21 protein-coding genes are annotated in these 23,330 nt (G+C 69.2%); 13 read left to right on the top strand and 8 right to left on the bottom strand.

Going from position 1 to position 23,330, the window contains the following annotated elements; translation table 11 throughout:
* The 3 genes from D7X99_RS17850 to D7X99_RS17840 all read left to right on the top strand — a co-directional run.
* Positions 1–4,580: non-ribosomal peptide synthetase (locus D7X99_RS17850; RefSeq protein ID WP_147476174.1), on the top strand; the 4,580-nt coding region annotated here is incomplete at its 5' end.
* A gap of 165 nt (positions 4,581–4,745) precedes the next feature.
* Positions 4,746–5,036: a hypothetical protein gene (locus D7X99_RS17845; RefSeq protein WP_147476173.1), complete on the top strand. Its 291-nt coding sequence runs from the start codon at positions 4,746–4,748 to the stop codon at positions 5,034–5,036.
* Between the two features lie 58 nt (positions 5,037–5,094).
* Positions 5,095–6,330 (top strand): hypothetical protein, encoded by a 1,236-nt coding sequence (locus D7X99_RS17840; protein ID WP_121778818.1) that lies wholly within the window; start codon positions 5,095–5,097, stop codon positions 6,328–6,330.
* A gap of 34 nt (positions 6,331–6,364) precedes the next feature.
* Here the strand turns inward: D7X99_RS17840 and D7X99_RS17835 are convergent, their stop codons facing one another.
* Positions 6,365–6,823, bottom strand: coding sequence for a hypothetical protein (locus D7X99_RS17835; RefSeq protein WP_233613482.1), 459 nt, complete (start codon positions 6,821–6,823; stop codon positions 6,365–6,367).
* A 183-nt stretch (positions 6,824–7,006) separates the two neighbouring features.
* Between D7X99_RS17835 and D7X99_RS17830 the strand changes: the two genes are divergently transcribed.
* Both D7X99_RS17830 and D7X99_RS17825 read left to right on the top strand, forming a co-directional pair.
* Positions 7,007–7,519, top strand: coding sequence for an endonuclease V (locus tag D7X99_RS17830; RefSeq protein ID WP_233613481.1), 513 nt, complete (start codon positions 7,007–7,009; stop codon positions 7,517–7,519).
* Between the two features lie 18 nt (positions 7,520–7,537).
* Positions 7,538–8,668: a class I SAM-dependent methyltransferase gene (locus D7X99_RS17825; protein ID WP_121778816.1), complete on the top strand. Its 1,131-nt coding sequence runs from the start codon at positions 7,538–7,540 to the stop codon at positions 8,666–8,668.
* An 8-nt stretch (positions 8,669–8,676) separates the two neighbouring features.
* Here the strand turns inward: D7X99_RS17825 and D7X99_RS17820 are convergent, their stop codons facing one another.
* A complete protein-coding gene (locus D7X99_RS17820) occupies positions 8,677–9,657 on the bottom strand; it encodes a LysR family transcriptional regulator (RefSeq protein WP_233613480.1) in 981 nt (326 codons plus the stop codon).
* Between the two features lie 103 nt (positions 9,658–9,760).
* Between D7X99_RS17820 and D7X99_RS17815 the strand changes: the two genes are divergently transcribed.
* Positions 9,761–11,011, top strand: coding sequence for an MFS transporter (locus tag D7X99_RS17815; protein ID WP_121778824.1), 1,251 nt, complete (start codon positions 9,761–9,763; stop codon positions 11,009–11,011).
* A gap of 54 nt (positions 11,012–11,065) precedes the next feature.
* Here the strand turns inward: D7X99_RS17815 and D7X99_RS17810 are convergent, their stop codons facing one another.
* Positions 11,066–12,169 carry a hypothetical protein gene (locus tag D7X99_RS17810; RefSeq protein WP_233613478.1) on the bottom strand — a complete coding sequence of 368 codons (1,104 nt, stop codon included), beginning with the start codon at positions 12,167–12,169 and terminating at the stop codon, positions 11,066–11,068.
* 519 nt (positions 12,170–12,688) lie between these two features.
* Between D7X99_RS17810 and D7X99_RS17805 the strand changes: the two genes are divergently transcribed.
* Both D7X99_RS17805 and D7X99_RS17800 read left to right on the top strand, forming a co-directional pair.
* Entirely contained in the window at positions 12,689–13,396 is a 708-nt protein-coding gene (locus tag D7X99_RS17805; protein ID WP_121778813.1) for a hypothetical protein, read from the top strand.
* Between the two features lie 2 nt (positions 13,397–13,398).
* On the top strand, positions 13,399–13,770 hold the full coding sequence (locus D7X99_RS17800; RefSeq protein ID WP_121778812.1) for a hypothetical protein: 372 nt from the start codon (positions 13,399–13,401) through the stop codon (positions 13,768–13,770).
* 27 nt (positions 13,771–13,797) lie between these two features.
* Here D7X99_RS17800 and D7X99_RS17795 read toward each other — a convergent pair whose 3' ends face one another.
* Positions 13,798–13,971 (bottom strand): hypothetical protein, encoded by a 174-nt coding sequence (locus D7X99_RS17795; protein WP_121778811.1) that lies wholly within the window; start codon positions 13,969–13,971, stop codon positions 13,798–13,800.
* A gap of 31 nt (positions 13,972–14,002) precedes the next feature.
* Here D7X99_RS17795 and D7X99_RS17790 point away from each other — a divergent pair, with 31 nt between their 5' ends.
* Positions 14,003–14,830, top strand: a complete 828-nt coding sequence (locus D7X99_RS17790; RefSeq protein ID WP_233613475.1) for a macrolide family glycosyltransferase — start codon at positions 14,003–14,005, stop codon at positions 14,828–14,830.
* A gap of 7 nt (positions 14,831–14,837) precedes the next feature.
* Here D7X99_RS17790 and D7X99_RS17785 read toward each other — a convergent pair whose 3' ends face one another.
* Both D7X99_RS17785 and D7X99_RS44280 read right to left on the bottom strand, forming a co-directional pair.
* Positions 14,838–18,515 carry an ELWxxDGT repeat protein gene (locus D7X99_RS17785; protein ID WP_121778810.1) on the bottom strand — a complete coding sequence of 1,226 codons (3,678 nt, stop codon included), beginning with the start codon at positions 18,513–18,515 and terminating at the stop codon, positions 14,838–14,840.
* Positions 18,516–18,613: 98 nt separating this feature from the next.
* The gene (locus tag D7X99_RS44280; protein ID WP_255429414.1) at positions 18,614–18,742 is read right to left on the bottom strand and encodes a hypothetical protein; all 129 of its coding nucleotides are present in this window, start codon (positions 18,740–18,742) and stop codon (positions 18,614–18,616) included.
* 132 nt (positions 18,743–18,874) lie between these two features.
* On the opposite strand from D7X99_RS44280, the gene D7X99_RS17775 reads away from it, so the two are divergent.
* Together D7X99_RS17775 and D7X99_RS17770 are read left to right on the top strand one after the other, a co-directional pair.
* Positions 18,875–19,243 (top strand): hypothetical protein, encoded by a 369-nt coding sequence (locus tag D7X99_RS17775; protein ID WP_120574737.1) that lies wholly within the window; start codon positions 18,875–18,877, stop codon positions 19,241–19,243.
* A gap of 71 nt (positions 19,244–19,314) precedes the next feature.
* On the top strand, positions 19,315–20,073 hold the full coding sequence (locus tag D7X99_RS17770; RefSeq protein ID WP_121778808.1) for a 2OG-Fe(II) oxygenase: 759 nt from the start codon (positions 19,315–19,317) through the stop codon (positions 20,071–20,073).
* Positions 20,074–20,087: 14 nt separating this feature from the next.
* Here the strand turns inward: D7X99_RS17770 and D7X99_RS17765 are convergent, their stop codons facing one another.
* Together D7X99_RS17765 and D7X99_RS17760 are read right to left on the bottom strand one after the other, a co-directional pair.
* Positions 20,088–21,212 (bottom strand): YgcG family protein, encoded by a 1,125-nt coding sequence (locus D7X99_RS17765; protein ID WP_233613473.1) that lies wholly within the window; start codon positions 21,210–21,212, stop codon positions 20,088–20,090.
* Positions 21,213–21,274: 62 nt separating this feature from the next.
* The gene (locus D7X99_RS17760) at positions 21,275–21,619 is read right to left on the bottom strand and encodes a hypothetical protein (protein WP_121778806.1); all 345 of its coding nucleotides are present in this window, start codon (positions 21,617–21,619) and stop codon (positions 21,275–21,277) included.
* A gap of 221 nt (positions 21,620–21,840) precedes the next feature.
* On the opposite strand from D7X99_RS17760, the gene D7X99_RS17755 reads away from it, so the two are divergent.
* Positions 21,841–22,431, top strand: coding sequence for a hypothetical protein (locus tag D7X99_RS17755; protein WP_169824891.1), 591 nt, complete (start codon positions 21,841–21,843; stop codon positions 22,429–22,431).
* Positions 22,428–23,330 carry a nucleotidyl transferase AbiEii/AbiGii toxin family protein gene (locus D7X99_RS17750; RefSeq protein ID WP_121778804.1) on the top strand — a complete coding sequence of 301 codons (903 nt, stop codon included), beginning with the start codon at positions 22,428–22,430 and terminating at the stop codon, positions 23,328–23,330. Before D7X99_RS17755 ends, D7X99_RS17750 begins: the two co-directional genes overlap by 4 nt.

The raw sequence follows: 23,330 nt of genomic DNA, 5'->3' as shown, positions 1-23,330 counted from the left end.
TCCTCGGCCGCGTCGACTTCCAGGTGAAGGTGCGTGGCTTCCGCGTGGAGCCCGAGGAAGTCGCCACCGTGCTGCGGACGCTTCCCTCCGTGCACGAGGCCGTCGTCGTGGCTCGCCAGGACGCCCCTGGTGAAGCCCGCCTCGTCGCCTACGTCGTCGCGGATACCCAGGACGTATCCGTGCTCCGGGAGGCACTGAAGCAGCGGCTGCCCGAGTACATGGTGCCCTCCGCTTTCGTCTTCCTGGACGCCCTGCCCCTCACTCCCAACGGCAAGGTCGACCGTAAGGCCTTGCCCGTTCCCGACGCCTCCGCGTCGAACTCCGACTACGTGGCGCCTCGCACTCCCACGGAGGAGCTGCTCGCGTCCCTCTGGGCGGAAGTGCTGGGCCTGCCTCGCGTGGGCGCGCAGGACCACTTCTTCGAACTGGGTGGCCACTCACTCCTGGCCACGCAGCTCGTGGCCCGCGTGCGCGCGGCTTTCAGCGTGGAACTACCCCTGCGCTCCGTCTTCGAAGCCCCGATCCTCGCGGACCTCGCGCGCCGCATCGATGACGCGGGGAAGCAGGCCTCCGGCATTCAAGCACCCCCGCTGCTGCCTGCACCGCGTACGGAGGCGTTGCCCCTGTCCTTCGCCCAGCAGCGCCTGTGGTTCATCGATCAGCTCGTCCCCGGCGCATCCACCTACAACGTCCCGTCCATCCTGCGGTTGGAAGGAGGGCTGCACCTCGAAGCCCTGCGCCGAGCCCTCACCGAACTGGTGCGCCGCCACGAAGCCCTGCGCACCCGCTTCCCCTCCCACCAGGGTCAGCCCTTCCAGCGCATCGCTTCACCCACGGACCTGCCTCTGCCCATGGTGGACCTCAGCCCCCTGGGCGAGGCCGCCCTCGACGAAGCACGGCGACTGGCGTCCTCCGAGGCCCATCGTCCCTTCGACCTGGCCACCGGCCCCCTCGTGCGCGCGTTGCTGCTGAAGCTCGCCCCCAACGAGCATGTGCTCGTCTTCACCCTGCACCACATCGTCTCCGACGGATGGTCCCGCGGTGTCCTCGTCCGCGAGGTGGCCGCCCTCTACGCAGCCTTCTCCGAAGACCGGCCTTCACCCCTGCGCGAGCTGCCCATCCAATACGCCGACTACGCCGTGTGGCAGCGCTCGTGGCTGCAAGGCGTTGTCCTCGACACCCAGCTCGACTACTGGCGCCAGCGCCTCGCGGACGCGGCTCCGCTGGAGCTGCCCACCGACTTCCCACGCCCCGCAGTGCAGTCATCGCACGGTGCCACGCAGCCGCTGCAATTGCCCCTGCCACTCGCGAACGCACTCAAGGCCCTGGGACGGCGTGAAGGCGTCACTCCCTTCATGTTCCTGCTGGCTGCCTTCCAGGTGCTCCTCTCGCTCTACTCGGGCCAGGAGGACATCAGCGTCGGCACGCCCATCGCGGGCCGCACGTACGCGGAGACCGAGAGCCTCATCGGCTTCTTCGTCAACACCCTCGTGCTGCGAACCCGCGTGTCCCTCCGTGCGTCCTTCCACCAGTTGCTCAAGCAGGTGCGCGAGACCGCCCTCGGTGCCTACGCCCACCAGGACGTCCCCTTCGAACGCCTCGTCGAGGACCTGAGGCCTCAACGTGACCTGACGCGGCCGCCGCTCTTCCAGGCCCTCTTCTCGCTGCAGAACACCTCCATGCCCGCGGTCCAACTGCCGGGCCTCGCCCTGCGCCCGCTGGAGGTAGAAGGCCACACCGTCAAGGCAGAGCTGGAGCTGTTCCTCTTCGAGACACCGGACGGCTTCGACGGCTCGCTCGGCTACAACACCGCCCTCTTCGCTCCCACCACCGCACAGCGCATGGCGCGGCATTTCGGCGTCCTCGTCGAAGCCCTCGTCGCCCATCCTGAAGCACCGCTCGCATCCGCCTCCATGCTCTCTCACGAAGAGCAGCGTCAGGTGCTGCTCGACTGGAACGACACGCGGTCGTCCTTCCCCGCCGAAGCCTCCATCCACCAGCGCTTCGCGTCCCAGGCACGCGAGACGCCAGACGCGGTGGCCCTGGTCTTCGGCGACGACCGCCTCACGTACCGGCAGTTGGATGAGCGCTCCAACCAACTCGCCCATGCCCTCATCGACCTGGGCGTCACTCCGGGCACACCTGTCGCCCTGGGCCTCGAGCGCTCCTTCGACCTCATCGTCTCCCTCCTCGCCATCCTCAAGGCCGGCGCGGCCTACGTGCCGCTGGAGCTGGCCCACCCCCGCGAGCGCCTCGCCCTCTTGATGCAGGACTGCGCCGCACCCCTGCTCCTGTCCCATTCCTCCCTGGCCACGCGCCTGCCGTCCTTCCCAGGACGCACGCTTCTGCTGGACGCCGAAGCCTCACTGCTCGCGCGTCAGCCCACGCACGCGACCGCCGTGCCTGCATCCGCGGACAGCCTCGCCTACGCACTGTTCACGTCCGGCTCCACCGGCCAGCCCAAGGGCGTTCTCGTGCCCCACCGGGGCATCACCCGACTGGTGCTCGGCAGCGACTTCATCCGCTTCGGCGCAGATGAGGTCTTCCTCCAGTTCGCCCCTGTCGCGTTCGACGCGTCCACCCTCGAAATCTGGGGCGCGCTGCTGCACGGCGCGAAGCTCGTCCTCGCTCCGCCGCATGCCCTCTCCACCGAGGAGCTCGCGGCCCTGCTTCGCGACCACCGCGTGACGACGCTGTGGCTGACCGCGGCCCTCTTCGAGCAGATGGCGCTGCACCAGGGCGAAGCCCTCGCGCAGGTCCGTCAGGTCCTCGCCGGTGGCGACGTGCTGCCCGCCGAGCGCGTGCGCCAGCACCTCTCCCGCCTGTCTCCGGGCGCCGTCCTCGTCAACGGCTACGGTCCCACCGAGAACACGACGTTCTCCACCACGCTGACGCTCCGCCCCGACACGCGCGTGGAAGGCACCGTGTCCATTGGCCGTCCCATCTCCAATGCCACGGCCTATGTGCTCGACGCGCAGCTGCGCCCGGTGCCCGTGGGCGTCCCCGGCGAACTCTTCGTCGGAGGCGACGGCCTCGCCTGGGGCTACCTCCACCGCTCCGACCTCACCGCCGAGCGCTTCATCCCGCACCCCTTCGCCACCCTCCCGGGCCAGCGCCTCTACCGCACCGGAGACAAGGCCCGCTGGCGCTCCGACGGCACGCTCGACTTCCTCGGCCGCACGGACTTCCAGGTGAAGCTGCGCGGCTTCCGCATCGAGCCCGGCGAAATCGAAGCCGCGCTGCGCCGGCTCCCCGCCATCTCCGAGGCCCTCGTCCTCCTCCGCGAGGACCTGCCCGGCGACAGGCGCCTCGTCGCCTACTTCGTCCCGTCCGCGCCTGTGTCCGAAGCGCTGACGGAGACGCTGAGAACCCAGCTCCAGCAACAGCTGCCCGGCTACATGGTGCCCTCCGCCTTCGTCGCCCTGGAGGACCTGCCCCTCACCGCCAACGGCAAGGTGGACCGCAAGGCCCTGCCCGCTCCGGACGTCGCCGCGACACACGGCCGCTACGTCGCGCCGCGCACGAACCTGGAGCAGCTCATCGCCCAGGCCTTCGCGGAGGTGCTTCGCCTGGAGCGCGTCAGCGCCGACGCGGACTTCTTCGACCTGGGCGGCCACTCCCTGCTCGCCGTGCACCTCATGGCCCTCCTGCGGGAGCGCACGGGCCGGGCACTGCCCCTGTCCGCGCTCTTCCAGGGCTCCACCGTCGAGCGGCTCGCCGCACGGCTGTCACCCTCCGAGGAAGCCCAGGTCCTGGGCCCCAACCTGGCGCGGCTCGACACGGGAGACTCCCAGCGCCGGCCGCTGTTCCTCGTCCATGGCGGTGGCGGTGGCGTGCTCAGCTACGCGGACCTCGTGCGCCACCTGGGCAACGAGCGGCCCGTGTATGGCCTGTTCGCGCCCGGACTGGAGGACGGAGACCTTCCGCCGACCTCCATGGAGCCCCTGGCCCGGCTCTACCTGGAGCAGGTGCGCGGCGTGCAGCCCCACGGCCCCTACCGGCTCGTGGGCTGGTCCTTCGGCGGCCTCGTGGTCTACGAGATGGCGCGACAGTTCCAGGCCCTGGGCGAACAGGTGGAGTTCCTGGCGCTGCTCGACAGCATCGCGCCCTCGGGCGAACCGGATCCGGAGCCGCCGCCGCTCATCCGACTGGCCGCGTTCGGCAAGATGGTCGGGCTCCCCGTCCATGAAGTCCCCGCCTCTGAACTCGAGCAACTGGAAAGCCTCCATGGCGAAGCGTTGCTCTCGCGGATGATCCATCTGCTGCGCAACCTGCCCGCCGCGGGCGGACTGGAGCCGGGACAGATTGAGCGCCTCTTCGCCGTCCACGAACGGCTCGGTGAAGCCAACCGCGGCTACATCCCCGCCGGCCCCTACGAAGGTCCCGTCGAGCTCTTCCGCGCCGCGGTCCGCGCGAACGATCCCACCCGGGCCGAGGACGAAGGCTGGAAGGCGTGGCTCCCGGGAGGCATCTCGGTGTGCCACGTACCGGGAACGCACCTCACCCTCCTGGAGGAGCCCCAGGTCCCCACGCTGGCGGAGCAGCTCACGAAACGCCTGCGCGCCCTGGACAGCGACTGAAGCGTGTCGCCGCCCAAAGGCTGCGTCAGGTGCACCTCGCTGAGGACGGGGCCGCCGCAAGGCGCCCCTCGTCCGCGCTTCCGCCGAGTAGCGGATTGCCACGATTCCCCACGCGGCATGTCCGGGGCGAGCATCCACGCTCCCCTTCTCCACCGGAGCTTCCGCATGCGCATCCCCACCCCGTTCGCCGCCGCCCTCCTCCTGCTCACCTCCGCGACGGCCCTCGCCGCGGAGACCCCGTGCAGCATCGTCTGTGCGCAGAGGTTCCCGCTCTGCGAGACCGCCTGCAGCGTCAACGGCGAGGACACGAACTGCGGTGCGGCGAACTACCGCTGCGTCGAAACGGTCGGCGTGAACTCCGAGCCCACGACCTCGGTGATGTCCACCGAAGAAGCCCCCCAGGTGTGTCGCGACGGGCGCCCGGACGGCGAGCAGCCCCAGACCGCCGAGGGCTGATCGTCACCCCGACGCGGCCAGCCCCCGGAAGCGCGATAGGCTTGCAAGGGAGGACCTCATGCCCAAGCAAAAATCCGATAAGCGCACGTACACGCTGGACACCAAGGGGAACGTCACCAAGAAGATCGACAAGCAGTCCAAGTCGAGTGACCCCGACTACCGTCAGGAGTGGATCAAGCGGCTCCGGTCCCGTGACACCCTCGTCAAGCGTGGCCAGGCGACCGCGCTCGGCATCCAGCTTGTCAAGAGTCAGTTGAGGACGCTCAACGCCGGCCTGAGGGAGCAGCTGCTCACCAAATCACCTCCCACCGGGTTCGGCACCGTCACGGATGCGCCCTCCCGGGACGACGAGCTGCTGGACTGCTTGTACGAGCTGCGGGAGATGATCGTCACGATGCAGTTCCACCTGGACCTGGACGACGTGAGGCAGCTGCCCATCACGTTCCCGGTCACGCGGACCTACGCCGAGTGGACCTTCGAGCAGAGCCCTGACGGCTACCACTCGCTGCTGAGCAAGAAGGACACGAAGGTGGGCGAGGTCGCGCTCAGCGGCCTCGTCAACCGATTCTCCAGCGCCGTCTTCAGCGACCACCATGGACTGCTCATCCATGCGAAGGTCAACGGCAAACCGGACCTCAAGATCTACTATCAGTCCCTCGATGCCACGAGCCAGTTCTCCGGCTCGACCGCCGTTCGGTCCTCGGGGGGAATGCTGCCCTTCACGGAGCCGATCCGCAGCTTCTCCCTGCGAAACGCGGTGGGGTTCACGGAGCAGCTGGCCAAGCTGGTCATCAACGAGCCCGGCATCAACGTCATCATCCTCGCCGAGACGGGCCTGCAAGAAACCAATCGGCTGATTGCGCAGAGCGTCGACTCCAGCTGGCTCCGCCACACCAACAACACGAACAAGGAGTCGGGGATAAATGACATCACCCTGATCCACGACCCTTCCCTGTCGGCCCACTACGCGTTTTCGGTCGGGAAGACCGACCTGGGCAACGCCGCGAAGATCGTCAGCGGATCCGGCACGGATTCAGAGTGCACCCTGTTGGGGTGCCACATCCTGAACAGCCAGGCCAATAACAAGAGCGTGGGCGCCTTCTTGAAGAAGGGCAAGGTCGCGGCGCTCTTCGGCGACACCAACATGTCGACCAAGAGCAGCGGCAGCCTCGAACATGGATTCACGACGATCGAGAGCAACAGCAGCGTGACGGACTCGCTGGAGTTCGACTTCTCGAACAGCGCCAGCAACAAGATGTTCGACAAGTTGCTGGTCCGGAAGCGCACCCGCTGATGCAGGGCACGGGGGTGCCCTGCATCCCGAGGCTTCAGTCGCGGACCACCGCCACGTCGTCCACCTGCAGCCAGGTGTCGCCCGCGTTCGCCCAGGTTCCGGCGTACACCTCCACGCTGTGGTTGGCGCCCGAGTTGAAGGTGACGGACTGGAGCGCGTAGCCGCCCAACGGCTGCGTCAGGTGCACCTCGTTGAGGACGGGGCCACCGTTGAGCATGCGCGCGCCGAAGTAGCCGTCATTCTGGTTGGAGGACGTCTTCACCCAACCCGTCAGCGTGTAGACGGTGTTGGGCGTCACCGCGACCTCCTGCTTGAGGGCGTTCCAGCCGGTGTTGTTGCGCACGAAGCCGTTGTTGGCGCCCGTGCGCGCGAAGCCCAACCCCCGGTCGACCCCGCCGTTGCCCTGCACGTACCAGGGCGAGGTCGCGGTGGAGGACGACTGCTGTTCGAAGCCACCCTGCGCCACCAGGTTCGCGCCCCGCGTGAGGCTCACGTCATCCAACTGAGCCCAGGTGTCGCCCGCGTCCGCCCACGCGCCGCCTGAAACACCACCGCACGCCTCATCATCTGGACCCCTCCGGCAAGGAATTTGCATTAACAGCAAAAGCTCTAAATCAAGAAATACCCAACCTTGATTTGAGGACTCCAGTGTCCGGTGGATCAGCTGTAGCTTGGGGTGCCCAAGGAGACCCGGATGCTCGCCTGCGTGGACGTGGACTACCGCCCCGACGTCACCGTGGCCGCGTGTGTCCTCTTCCGAGGGTGGACGGACGCCAAGGAGGCCGGGCACCTGGTGGACCGGGGCCCCATCGCGGCCCCCTACGAGCCCGGTCAGTTCTACCGCCGCGAGCTGCCGCACCTGCTGCGGGTGCTCGCCGACGTGCAGGAACCGCTGGAGGCCATCGTCGTGGACGGCTACGTGTGGCTCGGGGAGAACGTACCCGGACTGGGAGCGCACCTGTACGAGGCGCTCTGTCGCACGGTGCCCGTCATCGGCGTGGCCAAGACACCCTATGTCACCACCGGGCCCGCGCTGCCCATCGTGCGGGGAGGGAGCCTGCGGCCCCTGCTCGTCACGGCCATTGGAATGGAGACCGCGACCGCCGCGGAGCACATCCGGCGGATGCACGGGAGTTCGCGCCTGCCGACGATGCTGAAGTTCGTGGACCGGCTGTGCCGTGAGTCCTGACCGTGCTACCCCAGGGGCATGGATCGCCCCCGCCGCCCCACCGCCTCGCCGTTCGAGTTTCCGCCCGAAGCCGCGTTCACCTGGCATTCGGAGAGTGACGAGCCCGCGCCCACTCGCCTGTCGCCCGTGGACGACGGCCTCAGCGCCGACACCGCGCTCAAGCGCGTCCGCCGGGGCGAGTTCCTGCGCTACTCCGGCGACTTCCACAACGCGAAGCAGCTGCTGGGCGCGTTGGGCCGGCGGCTCGAACGGCCCTGGCAGGCCCGCTCACCGCTGGAGGCATTCCGGGCCGAACGCCGCGCGCGGCAGCTGGAGCATGCGACGCTGTCGCGCATCGTCGTCGCGCTGGACCGAGGCTACCGCCTGGACCTCGCGCGCGCGCCGGACGTCGCGGAGGCGTGCCGGCAGGTCTGGGGGGAGCCCACGGAGGACTTCACCGTCGTCCCGCTCAAGCAGCTGCTCGGCATGCTCGGGGCCGCGGAGTGGCGACGCAAGGGCCTGGAGGTCCCGGGGCTGAAGGGGCTGCTCCATCCGCATTACGGCGTCTACCTGCCCACGCGCACGGACTACGTGGAGCTGCTGGCGGCGGTACCGGACGTGAAGGGCAAGCGCGTGTTCGACGTGGGCACCGGCACCGGCGTGCTGTCCTTCCTCCTTCTGCAGCGCGGAGCGGCGTCCGCGCAGGCCACGGACTGCGACTCCCGCGCGGTGGCGTGCGCACGGGAGAACGCGGAGCGGCTTGGCCTCTCGCAGCGCTTCCAGGTGACGGAGGCGGACCTGTTCCCGGAAGGCAAGGCGGACCTCGTCGTCTGCAACCCGCCGTGGATTCCCGAGCCTCCCAAGAACCGGGTGGACCGCGCGGTGTTCGACGAGGACAGCCAGTTCCTGCGCCGCTTCCTCGAAGGGCTCCCCGCCGCGCTGAACTCGGGGGGAGAGGGATTGCTGATCCTCTCGGACCTGGCCGTGCTGCTGGGCCTGCGTCCGGCCGGGTGGATCGAGGAGCAGTTCGAGCGCTGCGGCCTGACGGTGGCGTGGCGGAAGTCCACCCCGGCACGGCACTCCAAGGCGAAGGACAAGGCGGACCCCCTGCACGCCGCGCGCTCCCAGGAGGTCACCACCCTCTACGGCCTCGTGCCCACCGCCAGATAGACGCCGCATCATCCCGTGCGAGTGGCCACCGCCAGGGCCGCCGGAATCCTTTCCCGCATCCACTCCACGAACCTGCGCAGCCTCGCCGGATGGAAGCGCGCGGCGGGATAGAGCAGGTACATGGGCAGCGGAGCCGCCTGCCATCGCGGCACCAGGTGCACGAGCCGGCCGCGCTGGAGGTCCTCCCGGAGCACCCAGGACGAGCCCACGCAGACGCCCAGGCCTTTCACCGCGGCGCTGCGCATGGCGTAGAGGCTGTCCGTGCTCACGCGCGGCTGGAAGACGATGGGCTGGACCTCACCGGTGGCCACCTGGGTGAGTGAGATTTCGTTGCGATAGAACGTGCGCAGGGACAGCCAGGGCAGCCTCGCGAGCTCGTCGGGATGCACCGGTACGCGTCCCCCTGTCAGCACCGAGGGCGCGGCCACGACGATGCGAGGCACCTCGGCCACGCGGATCGCCACCACGCTGGGGTCCTTCACCTCGCCGACGTGGAGCGCGCAATCGATGCCGTCCGCGATGAAGTCCACCGGCCGGTCATGCAGCAGCCATTCGACGGAGACCCGCGTGTAGCGGCCCAGGTATTCCGTCAGCGGGTCCACCAGCAGTTCCTGACCGAAGGCGTGAGGCACCACGACGCGCAGGGTGCCCTCGGGTTCGTCGCTCGCGCCGCGCAGGTCGGACTCGAACATGTCCCAGCTGGCCAGCAGCTCCTTCGCCCGTTCGTAGCAGCGCGTCCCGTCCTCGGTGAGCTTCATCGCGTGGGTGGAGCGCTGGAGCAGCCGCAGCCCCAGTGAACGCTCCAGCGCCTGGAGCCGGCGGCTCACCGTCGGTTGCGTGGTGCCCAGCTGCGCGGCGGCGGAGGACAGGCTCCCGGCGTCCACGATGCGGATGAACGTCTGCATCAGCTCCAGCCGGTCGGCGCTGGCGGACGCGGGAATCTTCGGCGGCGACCCACGCCGACGGGCAGGCTTCAATGGGTTGGGCATGGTGATACGCAAAGCGTATAACCGCTGTACGGAGCAGGCGTCTACCGTCCCCTCCTCCTCTGGCGCACTGTCACCTCATCGCGCATCACCCGAGGTGACCATCATGTCCTTCATTCGCGCCGTACATGGAACCGCCGGAAACGGCGCCCTCCCCTCACCGGTCTCCGCCGCCAGTGGCTCCCTGTCGCACGGGCTGCGCCTGCTGCTGGCCGCGAGCGCCGGCCTGTCGGTGGCGGCGATCTATTACAGCCAGCCGATGCTGGGGGTGATGGGGGCCACGCTCGGCGCCTCCGACACCGCGGTGGGGCTGGTGCCCATGCTCACGCAGTTGGGCTACGCGCTGGGCATCCTGCTGCTGACGCCGCTGGGTGACCGCTTCGACCGGCGCCGCATCATCCTCATCAAGGCCGCGCTGCTGAGCGTGGCCCTGCTGCTGGGCGGACTGGCTCCGGACATCCAGCTGCTGCTGGTGGTCAGCTTCACCGTGGGCCTGACGGCGACCGTGGCGCAGGACATCGTGCCGGCCGCGGCGACCCTGGCCCCCGAGCAAGAGCGAGGCAAGGTGGTGGGCACGGTGATGACGGGCCTGCTGCTCGGCATCCTCCTGTCCCGCGTCATCAGCGGCGTGGTCGCCGAGCGCTTCGGCTGGCGCGCCATGTTCATGGTCGCCGCCGCCAGCGTGGCCTTCGTCGGAGTGGCGGCCTGGCGCGGCCTGCCCCGCTTCCATCCGACCAACACGCTCTCCTACGGCGCCCTGCTCGGCTCGCTGGCCGGCTTGTGGCGCAAGCATGGCGCCCTGCGCCGGGCGGCGCTGGCCCAGGGACTCATCTCCATTGGCTTCAGCGCGTTCTGGTCCACCCTCGCCGTGATGCTGCATGGTGCCCCGTTCCACCTGGGGAGCGCGGCCGCGGGTGCCTTCGGTCTGGCGGGCGCGGCGGGGGCGTTGGGCGCTCCGGTGGCGGGCCGCATCGCGGATCGCTACGGGCCGGAGGTCGTCACGCGCCTGGGCGCCGGACTGACCGTCCTCTCCTTCGCCACGATGTTCGCGGCGCCGTGGCTCGAGCCCCATCACCGGCTGTGGCTGATTGGCGCCAGCGCGATTGGCTTCGACCTGGGTGCGCAGGTGACGCTGGTGGCGCACCAGACGCTCGTCTTCGGCATCGAGCCCGCCGCCCGCAGCCGCCTCAACGCCCTGCTGTTCGCCGGCGTGTTCATCGGCATGTCCGTGGGCGCGGCGAGCGGCAGCCTGGTGCTGGCCCACTGGGGCTGGGTGGGCGTGACGCTGCTGGCGACGGCTTCCGCGCTGGCGGCCCTGCTGGTCCGCATGTTCCCGGCGGCCCGCGCGACCCGCTGACAGTGCCGAAACCGCGCCCCGTCCTCTGTCCGAGGACGGGGCCCCCTCCCCCACCTACTGCACAGCCTGTTCGGACAGCATCCGCACGTTGAGCGCGCCGTTGGCGAAGAACTGACTGTTCTGGCCCACGCGGTGCTGCTCCAGCCGGCGCTGGAGGTTGACGTCGTAACGGCCCAGCTTCATCAGCCCGTCGTTGAACCAGCCATCCCCCGGCCCGGTGCCATCCACGAACTCCGCATACACCTTGGGCGAGGGCCAGATGACGGTGTTGAGCGTCGCGACGAACCTGCGGATGTCCGCGTCCGTCCACTCCATGCCCGCGTCGTGGGCCTCGACGATGAAGGCCAGCACGTTGTTCGCGTGCGCCACGTCCTGGCCGGGCTGGGCGTTCGTGTCCCACTTGTCATTCCAGAACCAGGCCGCCGGGTGGTCGGGGTTGGGCGCGATCTTGTCGCGCAGCGAGGACGGGAAGTTCGGCATGCCGTGGTTGATGTTGCTGAAGACCTCCAGGTAGCGGGCCTTCCGCTCCGGGTCGGTGGTCATCCGCGACAGGTCCATGGCGATGAAGGCCCAGTGCGCGGCCATGTGCGTGCGGTTGCGGTAGACGAAGTCGTTCGCCCCGCGCAGGAACCACTTGTCGAAGATGTTCCGCTCCGTGAACGCCAGCAGCCGGTCGTACTGCCTGCGGTAGTTGCCAGAGCCGTAGAGGTCCGGCGTCTCGCGGATGATGCGCAGCATGCGCGTCACATAGCGCCAGCAATAGCTCTCATAGAGCGGCACCTCCTGCCCGGCGGGAGCTGACAGGGACGAGGACCAGCCCAGGTACCCGTCCTTGAACTGGCTTTGGGGAAGCGCCGAGGAGACGCGGGCGGAGGCCACCAGGTTGTTGACGTAGAGCAGGGCCCGGTCCAGGTACGCCCGCTTCCCGGTGGCCCGGTACATCGAGGTGTTGGCGTCCAGGCCGTAGGCGAGGTTGTAGAAGTCCCAGCTGTCGCGTGAGTTGCTCCAGGGCAGGAAGGTCTGCATGTGCTCGCGGCCCCACTCCTCCACGAACATCCCCTCCCAGACCGCGACGGGCCGAAGCCCCGCGGGAGTCGGAGGCAGCGTGGGGGGCGTCGGGGGAAGCGCATCCTCTTCGGGGGCGGACGCAGGCTCCATGGGAAGGGCCTGAACTTCAGGGGACTCGATCCGGCCCACGGCCTCACATGCACTGCACAGCAGCAGCGAAAGCATCAAGACCGGGAGACGGATCCAACGAGAGCGGCACGAGCAGCGGGGGTTTGACATCGGGGGTCCTCGCTTCAGGTCGATGTGGCCTGAAAGGGTATGGGCGCAAGCGGACCCTCCCAATGCCCCCACGGGAATGGCCGCCCATCCAGGACCGGACCCCCGCGTGCCCTGGACGCTTGCCTCCTTCCATCGTGCCGTCTGGGATTGGACAGACGAAGTGTCCAGCCCCGGCCGCGCACGCCAGGGCAGGTTCGAAAGTCGAGACAGCCTCTTGATCAACAGCGATATCGCGGCACCGAAAAATTTCGTGCCCGCTGTCGCCGGAATGCGCGTGGAGTACCTCTCCGGACACAGCGGAGGCGGGCCACGCGCCTGGATGTGATCGCCCTCGGGTGGTCCGGGTCAGGGAGTGGCTGGAGCGTGCCCGTCTCCAGGGAGACCCTCACCATGTCACACAGGAATCTGGCCCCTCTGGCCACTGCGCTGCTGTTCCTGGCCGCCAGCACGGCCGAGGCGAAGCAGTGGAGATACGCGGGAATGCACCCGCGCACCGGGCAGCCCGGGGACGGGCTGTGCCACCTCGAATCCATGCACGTGCACTCCGCCGCGCCGTTGTACGCGGACACGCTCTACCGCACGCGCGACAACGTCTACGTCTTCATCGGCGACCCCACGCCCTTTGGCTACGAGGGCCCCCGGCACTCCTACTACGGGCACCATCCGGTGGTGCTCAACGTGCTCGTCGACATCCAGGTGGACGTGGACGTGGTGGAGTACTGCTATCACGACGGGCCGCACTACCACGCCTACGAGCCACCGCCGCACCAGGAGTTCGTGGACAAGGAGGACGTCCACTACTACGCCGGTGAGTACCCCGAGGCGTACCAGCGGGAGAACCCGAAGCGGGTGCGGGTCAACACGGTCTATCGCGGCTGGAACGTGCCGCGTCCGGTGGTGACGTTCGCGCCGCCGCCCCAGTACCACGGCCCCATCATCCAGGTGGGCGTGAACGTGGACGTGGACGTGAAGGTCGGAGGCAGGCCGCCTCCGCCCTCTCGCGAGGTCATCATCATCCGGGAGGACGACGATGATGACCACCACCATGGCCATGGCAAACACAAGAAGCACAAACACAAGCACAAGGGGTGGGACTGAGCATGCGGCGCATCAGCTTCGTGCTGGGAGCGATGCTGCTGACGGGTTGCTCCAGCAATGTGAACGAGGTGCTGGACGCATGGAGGGCGGCGGGTGAGTCGCCCTCCGGTTTCACCGACGTCGGCGAGAAGCTGCCCGGCGGCAGGTGTCACGCCGGAAAGGTGAGCGGCCTCGAGGCCACGGTGTGCCACTTCAATGGCGCGGAGCAGGCCAGGAAAGCGGAGGAGGCCGGCTGGGCGCTCATCGGCGACGCCGTCGGCTCCACGGTGGTCTCGGGCAAGTGGGTGCTCGTCGTCGCCGACCCTCGCAAGGAGGACCCGAGCGGGCGGCGCATGAACGCGCTGGTGAAGGCGTACCAGCAGAAGACGCGCTGACGGGGGCGCGGGACCCGGCAGGGGACCTCAGCGGCCCACGGGGAAGACCGTGCCCGGCACGGGCTCCGTATCCGCGTAGTGCGCGACGAAGCGCCGGTGCGTGAAGCGCCAGCGCCCGTCGCCGGTGTTCACGAGCTCGTCGAAGTAGGTCCCCGCGACACGCATCGACGAGCCGTCTTCGAAGCGCCCCCATTCCTGCATCGACGTTCGTGCCTTCGCATGACGGGCGTCGATGCGCTCGATCTGGATGCGGCCGCCTCAGGACCGGATGCACTGGTGGTTCCAGCACATGGCCGCCATGGTGGAGATGCTGCGCACCGAGCCGCGCGCCGTGGCGCATTGCCAGCGCTACTCCGCCTGGCTGAAGGAGTGCGGCGTGGCGGAGACGGATGCCATGCTCTTCGTCGGGAAGCCGGCGCGCGGGCTGGTGCTCATTCCGCGAGCGCTCCAACCCCAGGCGGACCGGGTGGACCGCAAGCGCTTCACCTTCGTGGGGCCGTGTTTCGGGGATCGCTCGGCACAGGGCTCGTGGCAGCGTCCCCCAGGCACGCGGAAGGTGCTGCTGGTGTCGCTCGGCTCGACCTTCACTCGCCAGCCCGGATTCTACCGCGCGTGCCTCGCTGCCTTCGGAGGGCTTCCCGGCTGGCACGTCGTGCTGCAGATCGGCAAGCACGTGGTGATGGAGGACCTGGGAACAATTCCAGACAATGTCGAGGTCCACCGCTGGGTGCCGCAGTTGGCGGTACTCGAGCAGGCGGATGCGTTCATCACCCACGCGGGCATGGGCGGCTCGCAGGAGGGCCTGTTCTGCGGGGTGCCCATGATTGCCGTGCCTCAGGCGACGGACCAGTTCGCCAATGCCGACCAGCTCGTCGCGATCGGCATCGCGAGGCGGATCGACACGGAGGACGCCACGCCCGACGCGTTGCGCTCCGCGCTGCTTCAGCTCACGGAGGACCCGGCCGTCGCGACCCGGCTCGCGGCCCTTCGGGAGGAGCTGCGCGCGGAGGCTGGAGCGGCGCGCGCGGCGGAGCTGCTGGAGAAGGAGTTCCGCCTGTAGAGGTCGCTCAGGAGATGGAGCGCCGCCGGGCGGCCATCGCGCCGAGGAGCCCCAGCAGCCCCCAGACAGCGCTCACGGGCGCACCACTGCCCGCCGCGCATCCGCACCCCGTGCCCTCTGGATCCGAGAGGGGTGGCACACCCGCGTCCGGCTTCGTCCCAGCGTCCGGCGGCTGCGTCCCCGCGTCCGGCGTCTGCGGGCCAGCGTCCGGCTCCGTCCCTGCGTCCAGCTCCGTCCCTGCGTCCGGCGTCTGCGGGCCAGCGTCCGGCTCCGTCCCTGCGTCCAGCTCCGTCCCTGCGTCCGGCGTCTGCGGGCCAGCGTCCGGCTCCGTCCCTGCGTCCAGCTCCGTCCCCGCGTCCAGCTCCGTCCCCGCGTCCAGCTCCGTCCCTGCGTCCGGCGTCTGCGGGCCAGCGTCCGGCTCCGTCCCTGCGTCGAACTCCATCCCCGCGTCCGGCTCCGTCCCCGCATCGAAGGGGGACGGCATCACGTTCACCGACACCTGGAAATCACACGTGGCGCGGTTGCCCGCGGCGTCCTCGGCCGTGACGGTGACGGGAGTCGTCCCGGGCGGGAAGGTGCTGCCCGAGGCCCTGCTGTACGTCAGAACGGGGGAGGCCGTGACGAGATCCACGGCGGTGGCGGGAGGGAACTCCACGGTGTGCCCAGCCTCGTCCTCGACGGTGACGGAGACGTCCTCCGGACACGTCAGCTGGGGCGCGGTGGTGTCGCGGACGAGCACGTGGAAGGTACACGTGGCAGTGAGCCCCTCCTCATCCTGCGCCGTGACCGACACCTGGTTGTCGCCTGGCGGGAAGGTGCTGCCCGACGCAGGGCTGTACGTCACCCGCGGCGGGGCGGTGTCGTCCGAGGCCCGAGCCTCCGGCAGGCTCACGTCCGCGCCCTCGGCACGGGTGGCCTCCGCGGTGACGTCCTCGGGGCAGGTGACGGTCGGCGGTACGGGGCCGGTCACCGCCCGCAGGGGGATGAGCCAAGGCTCCAAGCCCGTCCAGCCGTCATTCGCGGAGAGGAAGATGCGGTTGCCGCTGCGCGTGAGCATGCGCGGGCGCGAAGAGCCTGGCCCCGGCGCGATGTCCGTGACGCGCACGGTACCCGCCTCCGTCCCGTCCGTCTTCCACACCTCGACGCCGGACGCTGCCTCCGCGGCGGTGAACAGCAACACGCCTTCGGGCTCGAGCGCGAGAAACGGCACCGTTTCTCCGGTGCCCACGAGACCCGGTTCAGGTGCCCTGACGCGCACGGTGCCCGCCTCGGTGCCATCGCTCTTCCACAGCTCGGGGGCACCCGAGGCGTCGGTGGCGGCGAAGTAGAGCGTCCCGCCCACGCGCGTCAGCAACGTGGGCGCGGAGCCGCCAAACCCTGGCACCAGGTCCTTCACCTTCACCGTGCCCTCGGGCGTGCCATCGCTCGTCCACAGCTCGATGCCGGACGCGCCGTCATTCGCGGCGAAGTAGACGCGTCCGTTCATGCCCACCAGCGATGAGGGCTTGGAGCCATTCACACCGGGCAAGATGTCCTTCACCCGCGCGGTGCCCTCGGGCGTGCCGTCGCTCATCCACAGCTCGGAGCCGTTGCTGTAGTCGAAGGAGCGGAAGAAGAGCCGGTTCCCCACGACGGTGAGCAGGTTGGAATCACTGCTCGAATCACCGATGAGCTGCTTCACCATCCACGTCCCCGCGTCTGTACCGTCCGTGCGCCACAGCGCGGTGAGGCGGATGAAGTACAGGATGCCATCCATCTGGACGGGCTCGCGGATGGCGCCGCTGGACAGGTCGTAGGGCCAGTCCTTCACCTTCACCGTGCCCTCGGCGGTGCCGTCGCTGCGCCAGAGGTCCACGCCAGACGCGCCATCGTTGGCGATGAAGTAGAGCATCCCCTGGTAGGCCCCGAGCACGTTGCAGGAACACCACTCCGTCCCGGCGCGGATCTCCTTCACCATCACCGTGCCGGCCTCGGAGCCGTCGCTCTTCCACAACTCGTAGCCAGTGGCCGGCGTGTGGGCGATGAAGAAGAGCGTCTCCCCTACCCGGCTGATCCCGCCCACCCCCGAGGTGGCCGGGCCCGGAGACACATCCTTCACCAGCACCGTGCCCTCGGGCGTGCCGTCGCTCTTCCACAGCTCGGTGCCGTGCACGCCATCATTCGCGGAGAAGAAGACCGTGCCGCCCACGTCCACGAAGTACTGGGGAGTGGAGTCGAACGTCCCGGGGCCCCGGTCCGTCAGCCGCACGGTGCCGGCCTCGGTGCCATCACTCGTCCACAGCTCCATGCCCACCGCGCTGTCGTAGGCGAAGAAATAGAGGCGGCCGTCCAGCACCAGCATCTTGCTGAAGCCGCTGCCCGCGGAACCGGGATTGATGTCCTTCACCCGCCAGGTGCCCTCGGGCGTGCCATCGCTCCGCCACAGCTCGTTGCCGGACACGCCGTCCTCCGCGGCGAAGTAGAGGACCCCGTCCAGCACCACCCGGAAGTTGGGGAAGGAGTAGGCCCCTCCGGGATGGATGTCCTTCACCAGCACCGTGCCCTCGGGCGTGCCATCGGTCCGCCACAGCTCGCGCCCGATCCCATTTCCCTGGGCCGTGAAGAGGGCCACCCCGTTCACGTCGATGAAGGAGTCGGGGCTGCCGTGGTCATACGCCATGAGGTCCTTGACCATCCCCGTGCCCTCGGGAGTGCCGTCGCTCTTCCACAGCTCGCTCCCCTCGCCGTTCAGCCCGTCGTTCGCGAAGTAGTACGTCCCGCCCACGACCGCTGGCGAGCTGATGTACAGACCGCCATTGGCCCCGGGGTTCGCGTCCGCGATGAGCACCGTGCCCCCGGGAGTGCCGTCGCTCTTCCACAGCTCGTTGCCGTGCACCCCGTCATTCGCGGTGAAGAAGAGCGTCCCGTTCACATCCCGCAGGTTCGTGGGCTGGGAATGTCCCGTGCCGGGCATGATGTCCTTCACCAGGACCGTGCCCTCGAGGGTGCCGTCGCTCTTCCACAGCTCGGTGCCATAGCCCGGCTCGTTCGCGGCGAAGAAGAGCGTCCCGCCAGAGAGGGTGAGCTCCCCCACGGTGCCCCAGATGGAGCCCTCGAAGGAGCGCACGCGCACGGTGCCCGCCTCGGTGCCATCGCTCCTCCACAGCTCGCGTTCGCGGGCGAAGATCAGCAGGTGGCCCACCCGGGTGAGGAAGCGCGGCGCGCCGCTGTTGGGCCCCGGGAGCAGGTCCTTGACCCGCCAGGTCCCCTCGGAGGTGCCGTCACTGCGCCACAGCTCGTTGCCGAAGTGATCAGTGGCGGTGAAGTAGAGGAGGCCGTCCAGCTCCACGAAGTTGTCCGGGTTCCCGTCGCTGAACCCCGGCCGGATGTCCATGACCAGCGACGTGCCCTCGGGGGTGCCATCGCTCTTCCACAGCTCAAGCCCGTTGCGCACATCGGATGCCGCATAGAAGAGCGTGCGCCCCACGCGCAGTGCCTGGTACGCGGACTCGGTGTAGGACGGGCTGGCCGTGGCCTTTCTCGAGTCGATGTCGCGAAGGAGCCGGACCTCCCCCGCCGCGAGCGCCTTCGCGCGTGAGCCCTGCTTCGCGGACGCTCCGGCCTCCGGACGCCCCGCGTCCGAGCACGCTCCCAAGGCCACCCCCAGGGCCACCAGGAGGGTCCCCCACTTCGCCATGGCTTGCATGTGCTCCCCCTCTTCCACCGCCGAGGCGGTGTCTCTTCAGTGAAGGCTCGGAGGTACAGGGTGGGTGGACGCAACGTCAATCCCCGCCCCGATGGACATCAGGAAACCCCGGCGAGGACCTTCGACCAGCGCTCGCGCATGGCCTCGCGGACCTCCGCGTCTGGAAGCTTCTCCATGTGCACGTGGAGGGAGGCGCCCTTCGCCTTCGGCATCACCGTGAGCTGCAACGTCGCCGGCTTCGTCCAGAGGGTCCTCGACGTAGACCCTGTTGGCGTCGCACACTTGTATGTGGAAGATGGCAGCGCCAGACAAGGGAGCCCTTCCCCGCGGATACTCGGCGCCCGCTCCCCAGAGGCCCCATGAAGCTCGAGCGCCACGTCGGCGGACTGTCGCTCGCGCGCAAGGTGAACTACCTGCGCGCGCGCGGCTGGCACGAGGACACGGAAGGCTGGTCGAGCGAGCGTTTCCGCCCCGTCCCCATCGCTCGCGCCCTCCATCACCAGCTCACCGACGACCTCAGCCGGGCGCTGTGTCAAATGGGCTGGCAGGTGATGGGCTACTCCCCGCGAGGCTATGTCCAGATGCGCGACGGTGAACGGGGCCAGTCCTGCTCCCTGCCCAAGGCGCTGCGCCTCCAGGCCCGGCGGGAGCGTCGGCCCGTCGCCGAGCTGACGTATGCGTTGTTCCTCGCGGCACTCCTCGAGACCGAAGGCGACGCCCCCGGGTGAGGCCGGAAGAGACGTGCGTTTCGTGCGCATGGCATCATCGGCGGCCAGCAACCCCCAGAGGAAGAGATCCCGTGAGCGTCGCAACCGTCGATGAAGGCCCGTTGCTGGGTCCGAGCTTCTTCCTCAGCCGGACGGCGCTCCGTTCGCTCGGGTTGGCGCATCGCGACACCTACGGCGCCGCCCGGCCCCATCCGCACGTCGTCATCGACGGATTCCTGGGAGAGCGGCTGGCGACGGAGCTGGCCGGCGTCTTCCCAGGCGCGACCGGGGCCCCCTGGCTGCGCCGTGATCATCCGGAGCAGGCGGCCCGCCTGGGGCAGCTTCAGCGCAAGGCCTTCGAGGGCGTGCACGGCGCGCTCCGGCACCTGCTCGCGGAGTTCTCGGGCTTGTCGTTCCTCGACTTCCTGGAGACGATCACCGGCATCAAGGGGCTCATCGCGGATCCGCACTTCCGGGGCGCCGGGCTGCACCTCACGCTGCGCGGGGGCCATCTGGCGCTCCACGCCGACTTCAACCGCGATCGCATGCGTGCGCTCACACGGCGGCTCACGGTGCTGTACTACCTGAACCCGGGCTGGGAGCCCGAGTGGGGCGGCGACCTGGAGCTGTGGAACGCCGACCTCTCCCGGTGCGAGGCCCGCATTGCGCCGGTGCTCGATCGGCTGGTCGTGATGGCGCACGGCGACACCCACTGGCACGGCCACCCCGCCGCGCTGACGTGTCCCGAAGGACGGGGCCGGGCCACGGTCGCGGCCTACTTCTACACGGCGGAGGAATCCCCGGACGCGCCGGAGGCCCACAGCGCCCTCTGGGCGCCGACGCGGCCCTGAGCGGCCAGGGGGTCCTACCAGCTTCCGCTGGAGCCTCCTCCCGACGAGCGCCCACCTCCGGACGATGAGGAGCGGGAGGAGCTCGAGGAACTCGACGACGAGGACCGAGTGCGCCGGGGCGTGCTGTGGCGCGAGGTGGAGACGTGTTCGCAGTGTCCACAACGCACGGTCACCATCACTTCGCCGCCGTGGTCGTAGGTCGCGCTCCGCAGCGTCCGCGAGGTCTGCTTGCCCGTCACGTAGCTGCACTTCTTGCAGCGCTTGAAGCGAGAGAAGAACCGGCCATAGCGCTCGACGGCCGCGTCCTCGCACGGCGCGCACCACCAGACGTCGTAGTCCATGGAGCCCAGCTGCTCCTCGTGCCGCTGGCCCGGGTCGAGGTGCGCATCATCCTCCGCCTCGCTGAGCCGCACTCGAGGGGTGCCGCACGTCCGGCACTTGCGCGGACGACGGCGGAGCCAGGCACTGCCCGCGAGCCCCGCCGCGCCGAGCACGCCCGCGGCGCCCGCGAAGAGGCCGACGTTCGGCGAAGAGGAGGACTCCTCCACCGTGATCACTTCCATGTGCGGAGTGCTCAGGAACGCCTCCCGGTCCCAGTCCGTGAGCTCGACGTCGTCACTGGCGGCGCTCGGGGCGTCGGCGACGGCGACGGGGTTGTTGAGCCGCGAGTTCTCGATGAGTTCCTTCAGGCCTTGAGCGCCCCCGCGCACGGCGTCGTTCGGGTCGCCACGCTTGAAGGCAGGCACGATCTCCTGCGCCATCACCACGTCGCTGGCCACCTGGTCGTCGGGCTCATCGACTCCATCTCCGAGGATGATCTCCGCCTTGCGGTCCGCGTACGCGATGAAGAGCAGCGCGCCGTCGTCCCTCCCGGGATGACCGATGCCCCAGCGGTTGAAGAGCTCCATCGCGAACTCACGCGAGCGTTGGGGCGACGTGGTGTCCACCATCACCACCATGAGCTGGCCCAGCCCACGGTCATTGAGCGAGCGGGCCATCTCGTCGACCTCCGCCCGCACCTCTGGCCTGAGGACGTGCGACGGAGTGAGGTCCACCGTCCAGGAGCCCACGGCGGGCCGGGGCACCCTTTCCACCGTGACGCCCAGGGCCGGAGTGCCGAGGGCGCAGAACAGGACCAAGAAGCACAGCCATGCACGCATGGCACCGAATGTAACAGATGGCACCATGCCTCGAAGCGCGGCTAGCGGGCCGCCGCCTTCGCGCGCTTGCGTTCAATGAGCTCGCGCGCGGCCTGCCCGCTCGTGACGAACTCGACGTCTCCCTTCAGCCTTCCCGTGAGGTAGAGCGCGAAGGCGACGGCCTTGGCGCTCGCCATCTGCAGTCGCTGGGTTCCGACGTAGACGACGCCTCGCAGCCACTCCGGGCTGGACTCCTTGCTGAAGTACTCGCGAGCCGGCTTGTCGATGACGGACCCGTCGATGTCCACGACGACGAACACGGGCCCCTGGACCGCCACCTCCTGCACGATGGACAGCAGCCGCTTCGCATCCTCCAGTCCCGTGGAGCCCTGGAAGTCGACCCACAAGACATCGGGCTCCTCGAGATGCACCCGATGCGTTCCGAATACCCACTCACGTCGTTCCGTCATGAGTCCCCCCGGTCGGATACACAGACCGGGGCGAAGCATACTGAAACGCGTTGACACGCGGTGCGGCGCCCTCCATGTGTCAGGGGCTCCACCGCCGCGCCGTCGCAGCGGTACGCTCCGGTCCCGGCCAGAACCCGTTCCGCGAGCCACTGCGCGCCATGCACCTGGAAACACATCTCACCATCGCCCTGCCTCCTGGAGCAGAGCCGGAGCTCCGCGCGTGGGCGGTGCGCCGTGGGGTGAAGGTGCTGTGCATCGAGCTCGTGCGCGGAGTGGCGCCCCGGCAGGTCATGCTGACCCTGCACAGCGGCACGTCGGTGGTGGAGGCGCGACAGCACGCCGAGGCGCTGGCCTTCGAGGCCCTCTCCACCTGCGGGGCACGGCGGTGCCGCCTCAAGGTCGAAGCGCAGTGGTCCCAGGGCCCGTTCGCGGTTTCCGCACCGGTCTACCTGGAACACCACGTCCGGGTGGCCACCCGCGACCTGGAGGCCCTGGGGCAGCTCGCGGCCTCGCAGGCTGCCCACCTGTCCCGCAGCGCGTACAAGGTGTCACCGGACGGGGTCCAGGAGCGGTTCCTCACCCAGCGGTTCGGTCCCTCGGACGATGCCGCCATGGGTGCGGCTTTCGACTCGCTCCTGGCGCGCCTGGCGGACGCAGGGCTCCCGGTGACGAAGGTGGAGCGCGAGCGCGTGCTCTTCGACGACAACATCGCCCTCGACGAGGGCTGGCTGGAGGAGACATCCCGATGAGCGGCCCCACGAAGCCTGTATCGCCGCGGCGCGTTCTTCCCGCGGGCTATGAGAAGGACGACAACCGGCCAGACGTGTTCGATCCGGCCCTCAAGCACCACGACGCGGCCTTCATCAAGGGCCCCCCTCGCTTCGAGGACCCCACGGAGGCGGCCCGCTTCCGTGAGGCCCGTGCCCGGCTCCTGCGGCGGTGCCTGGCGGGCATTGGCCGCATGCGCGTGGGTGAGCAGGTCGTCGCGCGTGGAAGCGTCGTCCTCGAGCTCTGGTACGGCGGGCGCGCCCGGCCGGCCAAGGATCTCGACTTCGTCGTCACGCCCGCGTCCTTGAGCCCGAAGTCGAGCGACGGAATACAGCTCATGTCGGACCTGACCCGGGCCGTCACGGATGCGCTGCGGCTTGAAGGCATCCACCTGGATCCGGCGAGCATCCCAGTGGACGGCATCTGGACCTACGAGCGCGCCGAGGGCCGACGGCTCACGTTCCCGTGGAGCTGGGAGGGGCGCGTCCGTGACTCGGTCCAGGTCGACGTCGTGTTCAACGAACAGCTGCTCTCGTCTCCGCTCCGGCACACGGTGGAGGGAGTGCCGGTCCAGGTCGCCACGCCAGAGGAGTCCCTGGCGTGGAAGCTGCTCTGGCTCGGAAATGATCTCTGGCCCCAGGGCAAGGACCTCTACGACGCGGTCCTCCTCGCGGAAGACACCGACCTGCCACCGGGCCTTCTCCAGCGCGTGTTCGAGGCAAAGCAGGATTCGTGGATCGATCCCGTCCATCCGGAGGCGTTCGAATTCGATGGCAGGCTGGACTGGCCCAACTTCGTGCTCGAGCACCCCTCGCTCGCCGGAGCAACGCTCGAGGAGTTCCAGGCACGGTTGGTGCGGGCTCTCCGGAGGAGCGTCTGA

Origin of the sequence: Corallococcus sp. AB032C (assembly GCF_003668935.1) — a bacterium.
In the GTDB taxonomy this organism is placed as follows: Bacteria; Myxococcota; Myxococcia; order Myxococcales; family Myxococcaceae; genus Corallococcus; species Corallococcus exiguus.
The sequence above is the reverse complement of the archived record's forward strand: the minus strand, read 5'-3'. Positions and strand labels throughout refer to the sequence as shown.

Coding starts and splice junctions, on each gene's coding strand:
- D7X99_RS17755 (WP_169824891.1), top strand. CDS start 21,841: ATGCACCTGGAAACACATCTCACCATCGCCCTGCCTCCTGGAGCAGAG.
- D7X99_RS17790 (WP_233613475.1), top strand. CDS start 14,003: ATGCGCTCGATCTGGATGCGGCCGCCTCAGGACCGGATGCACTGGTGG.
- D7X99_RS17750 (WP_121778804.1), top strand. CDS start 22,428: ATGAGCGGCCCCACGAAGCCTGTATCGCCGCGGCGCGTTCTTCCCGCG.
- D7X99_RS17825 (WP_121778816.1), top strand. CDS start 7,538: ATGGATCGCCCCCGCCGCCCCACCGCCTCGCCGTTCGAGTTTCCGCCC.
- D7X99_RS17810 (WP_233613478.1), bottom strand. CDS start 12,169: ATGGAGCCTGCGTCCGCCCCCGAAGAGGATGCGCTTCCCCCGACGCCC.
- D7X99_RS17845 (WP_147476173.1), top strand. CDS start 4,746: ATGCGCATCCCCACCCCGTTCGCCGCCGCCCTCCTCCTGCTCACCTCC.
- D7X99_RS17795 (WP_121778811.1), bottom strand. CDS start 13,971: ATGCAGGAATGGGGGCGCTTCGAAGACGGCTCGTCGATGCGTGTCGCG.
- D7X99_RS17775 (WP_120574737.1), top strand. CDS start 18,875: ATGAAGCTCGAGCGCCACGTCGGCGGACTGTCGCTCGCGCGCAAGGTG.
- D7X99_RS17820 (WP_233613480.1), bottom strand. CDS start 9,657: ATGCCCAACCCATTGAAGCCTGCCCGTCGGCGTGGGTCGCCGCCGAAG.
- D7X99_RS17805 (WP_121778813.1), top strand. CDS start 12,689: ATGTCACACAGGAATCTGGCCCCTCTGGCCACTGCGCTGCTGTTCCTG.
- D7X99_RS17785 (WP_121778810.1), bottom strand. CDS start 18,515: ATGCAAGCCATGGCGAAGTGGGGGACCCTCCTGGTGGCCCTGGGGGTG.
- D7X99_RS17840 (WP_121778818.1), top strand. CDS start 5,095: ATGCCCAAGCAAAAATCCGATAAGCGCACGTACACGCTGGACACCAAG.
- D7X99_RS17815 (WP_121778824.1), top strand. CDS start 9,761: ATGTCCTTCATTCGCGCCGTACATGGAACCGCCGGAAACGGCGCCCTC.
- D7X99_RS17800 (WP_121778812.1), top strand. CDS start 13,399: ATGCGGCGCATCAGCTTCGTGCTGGGAGCGATGCTGCTGACGGGTTGC.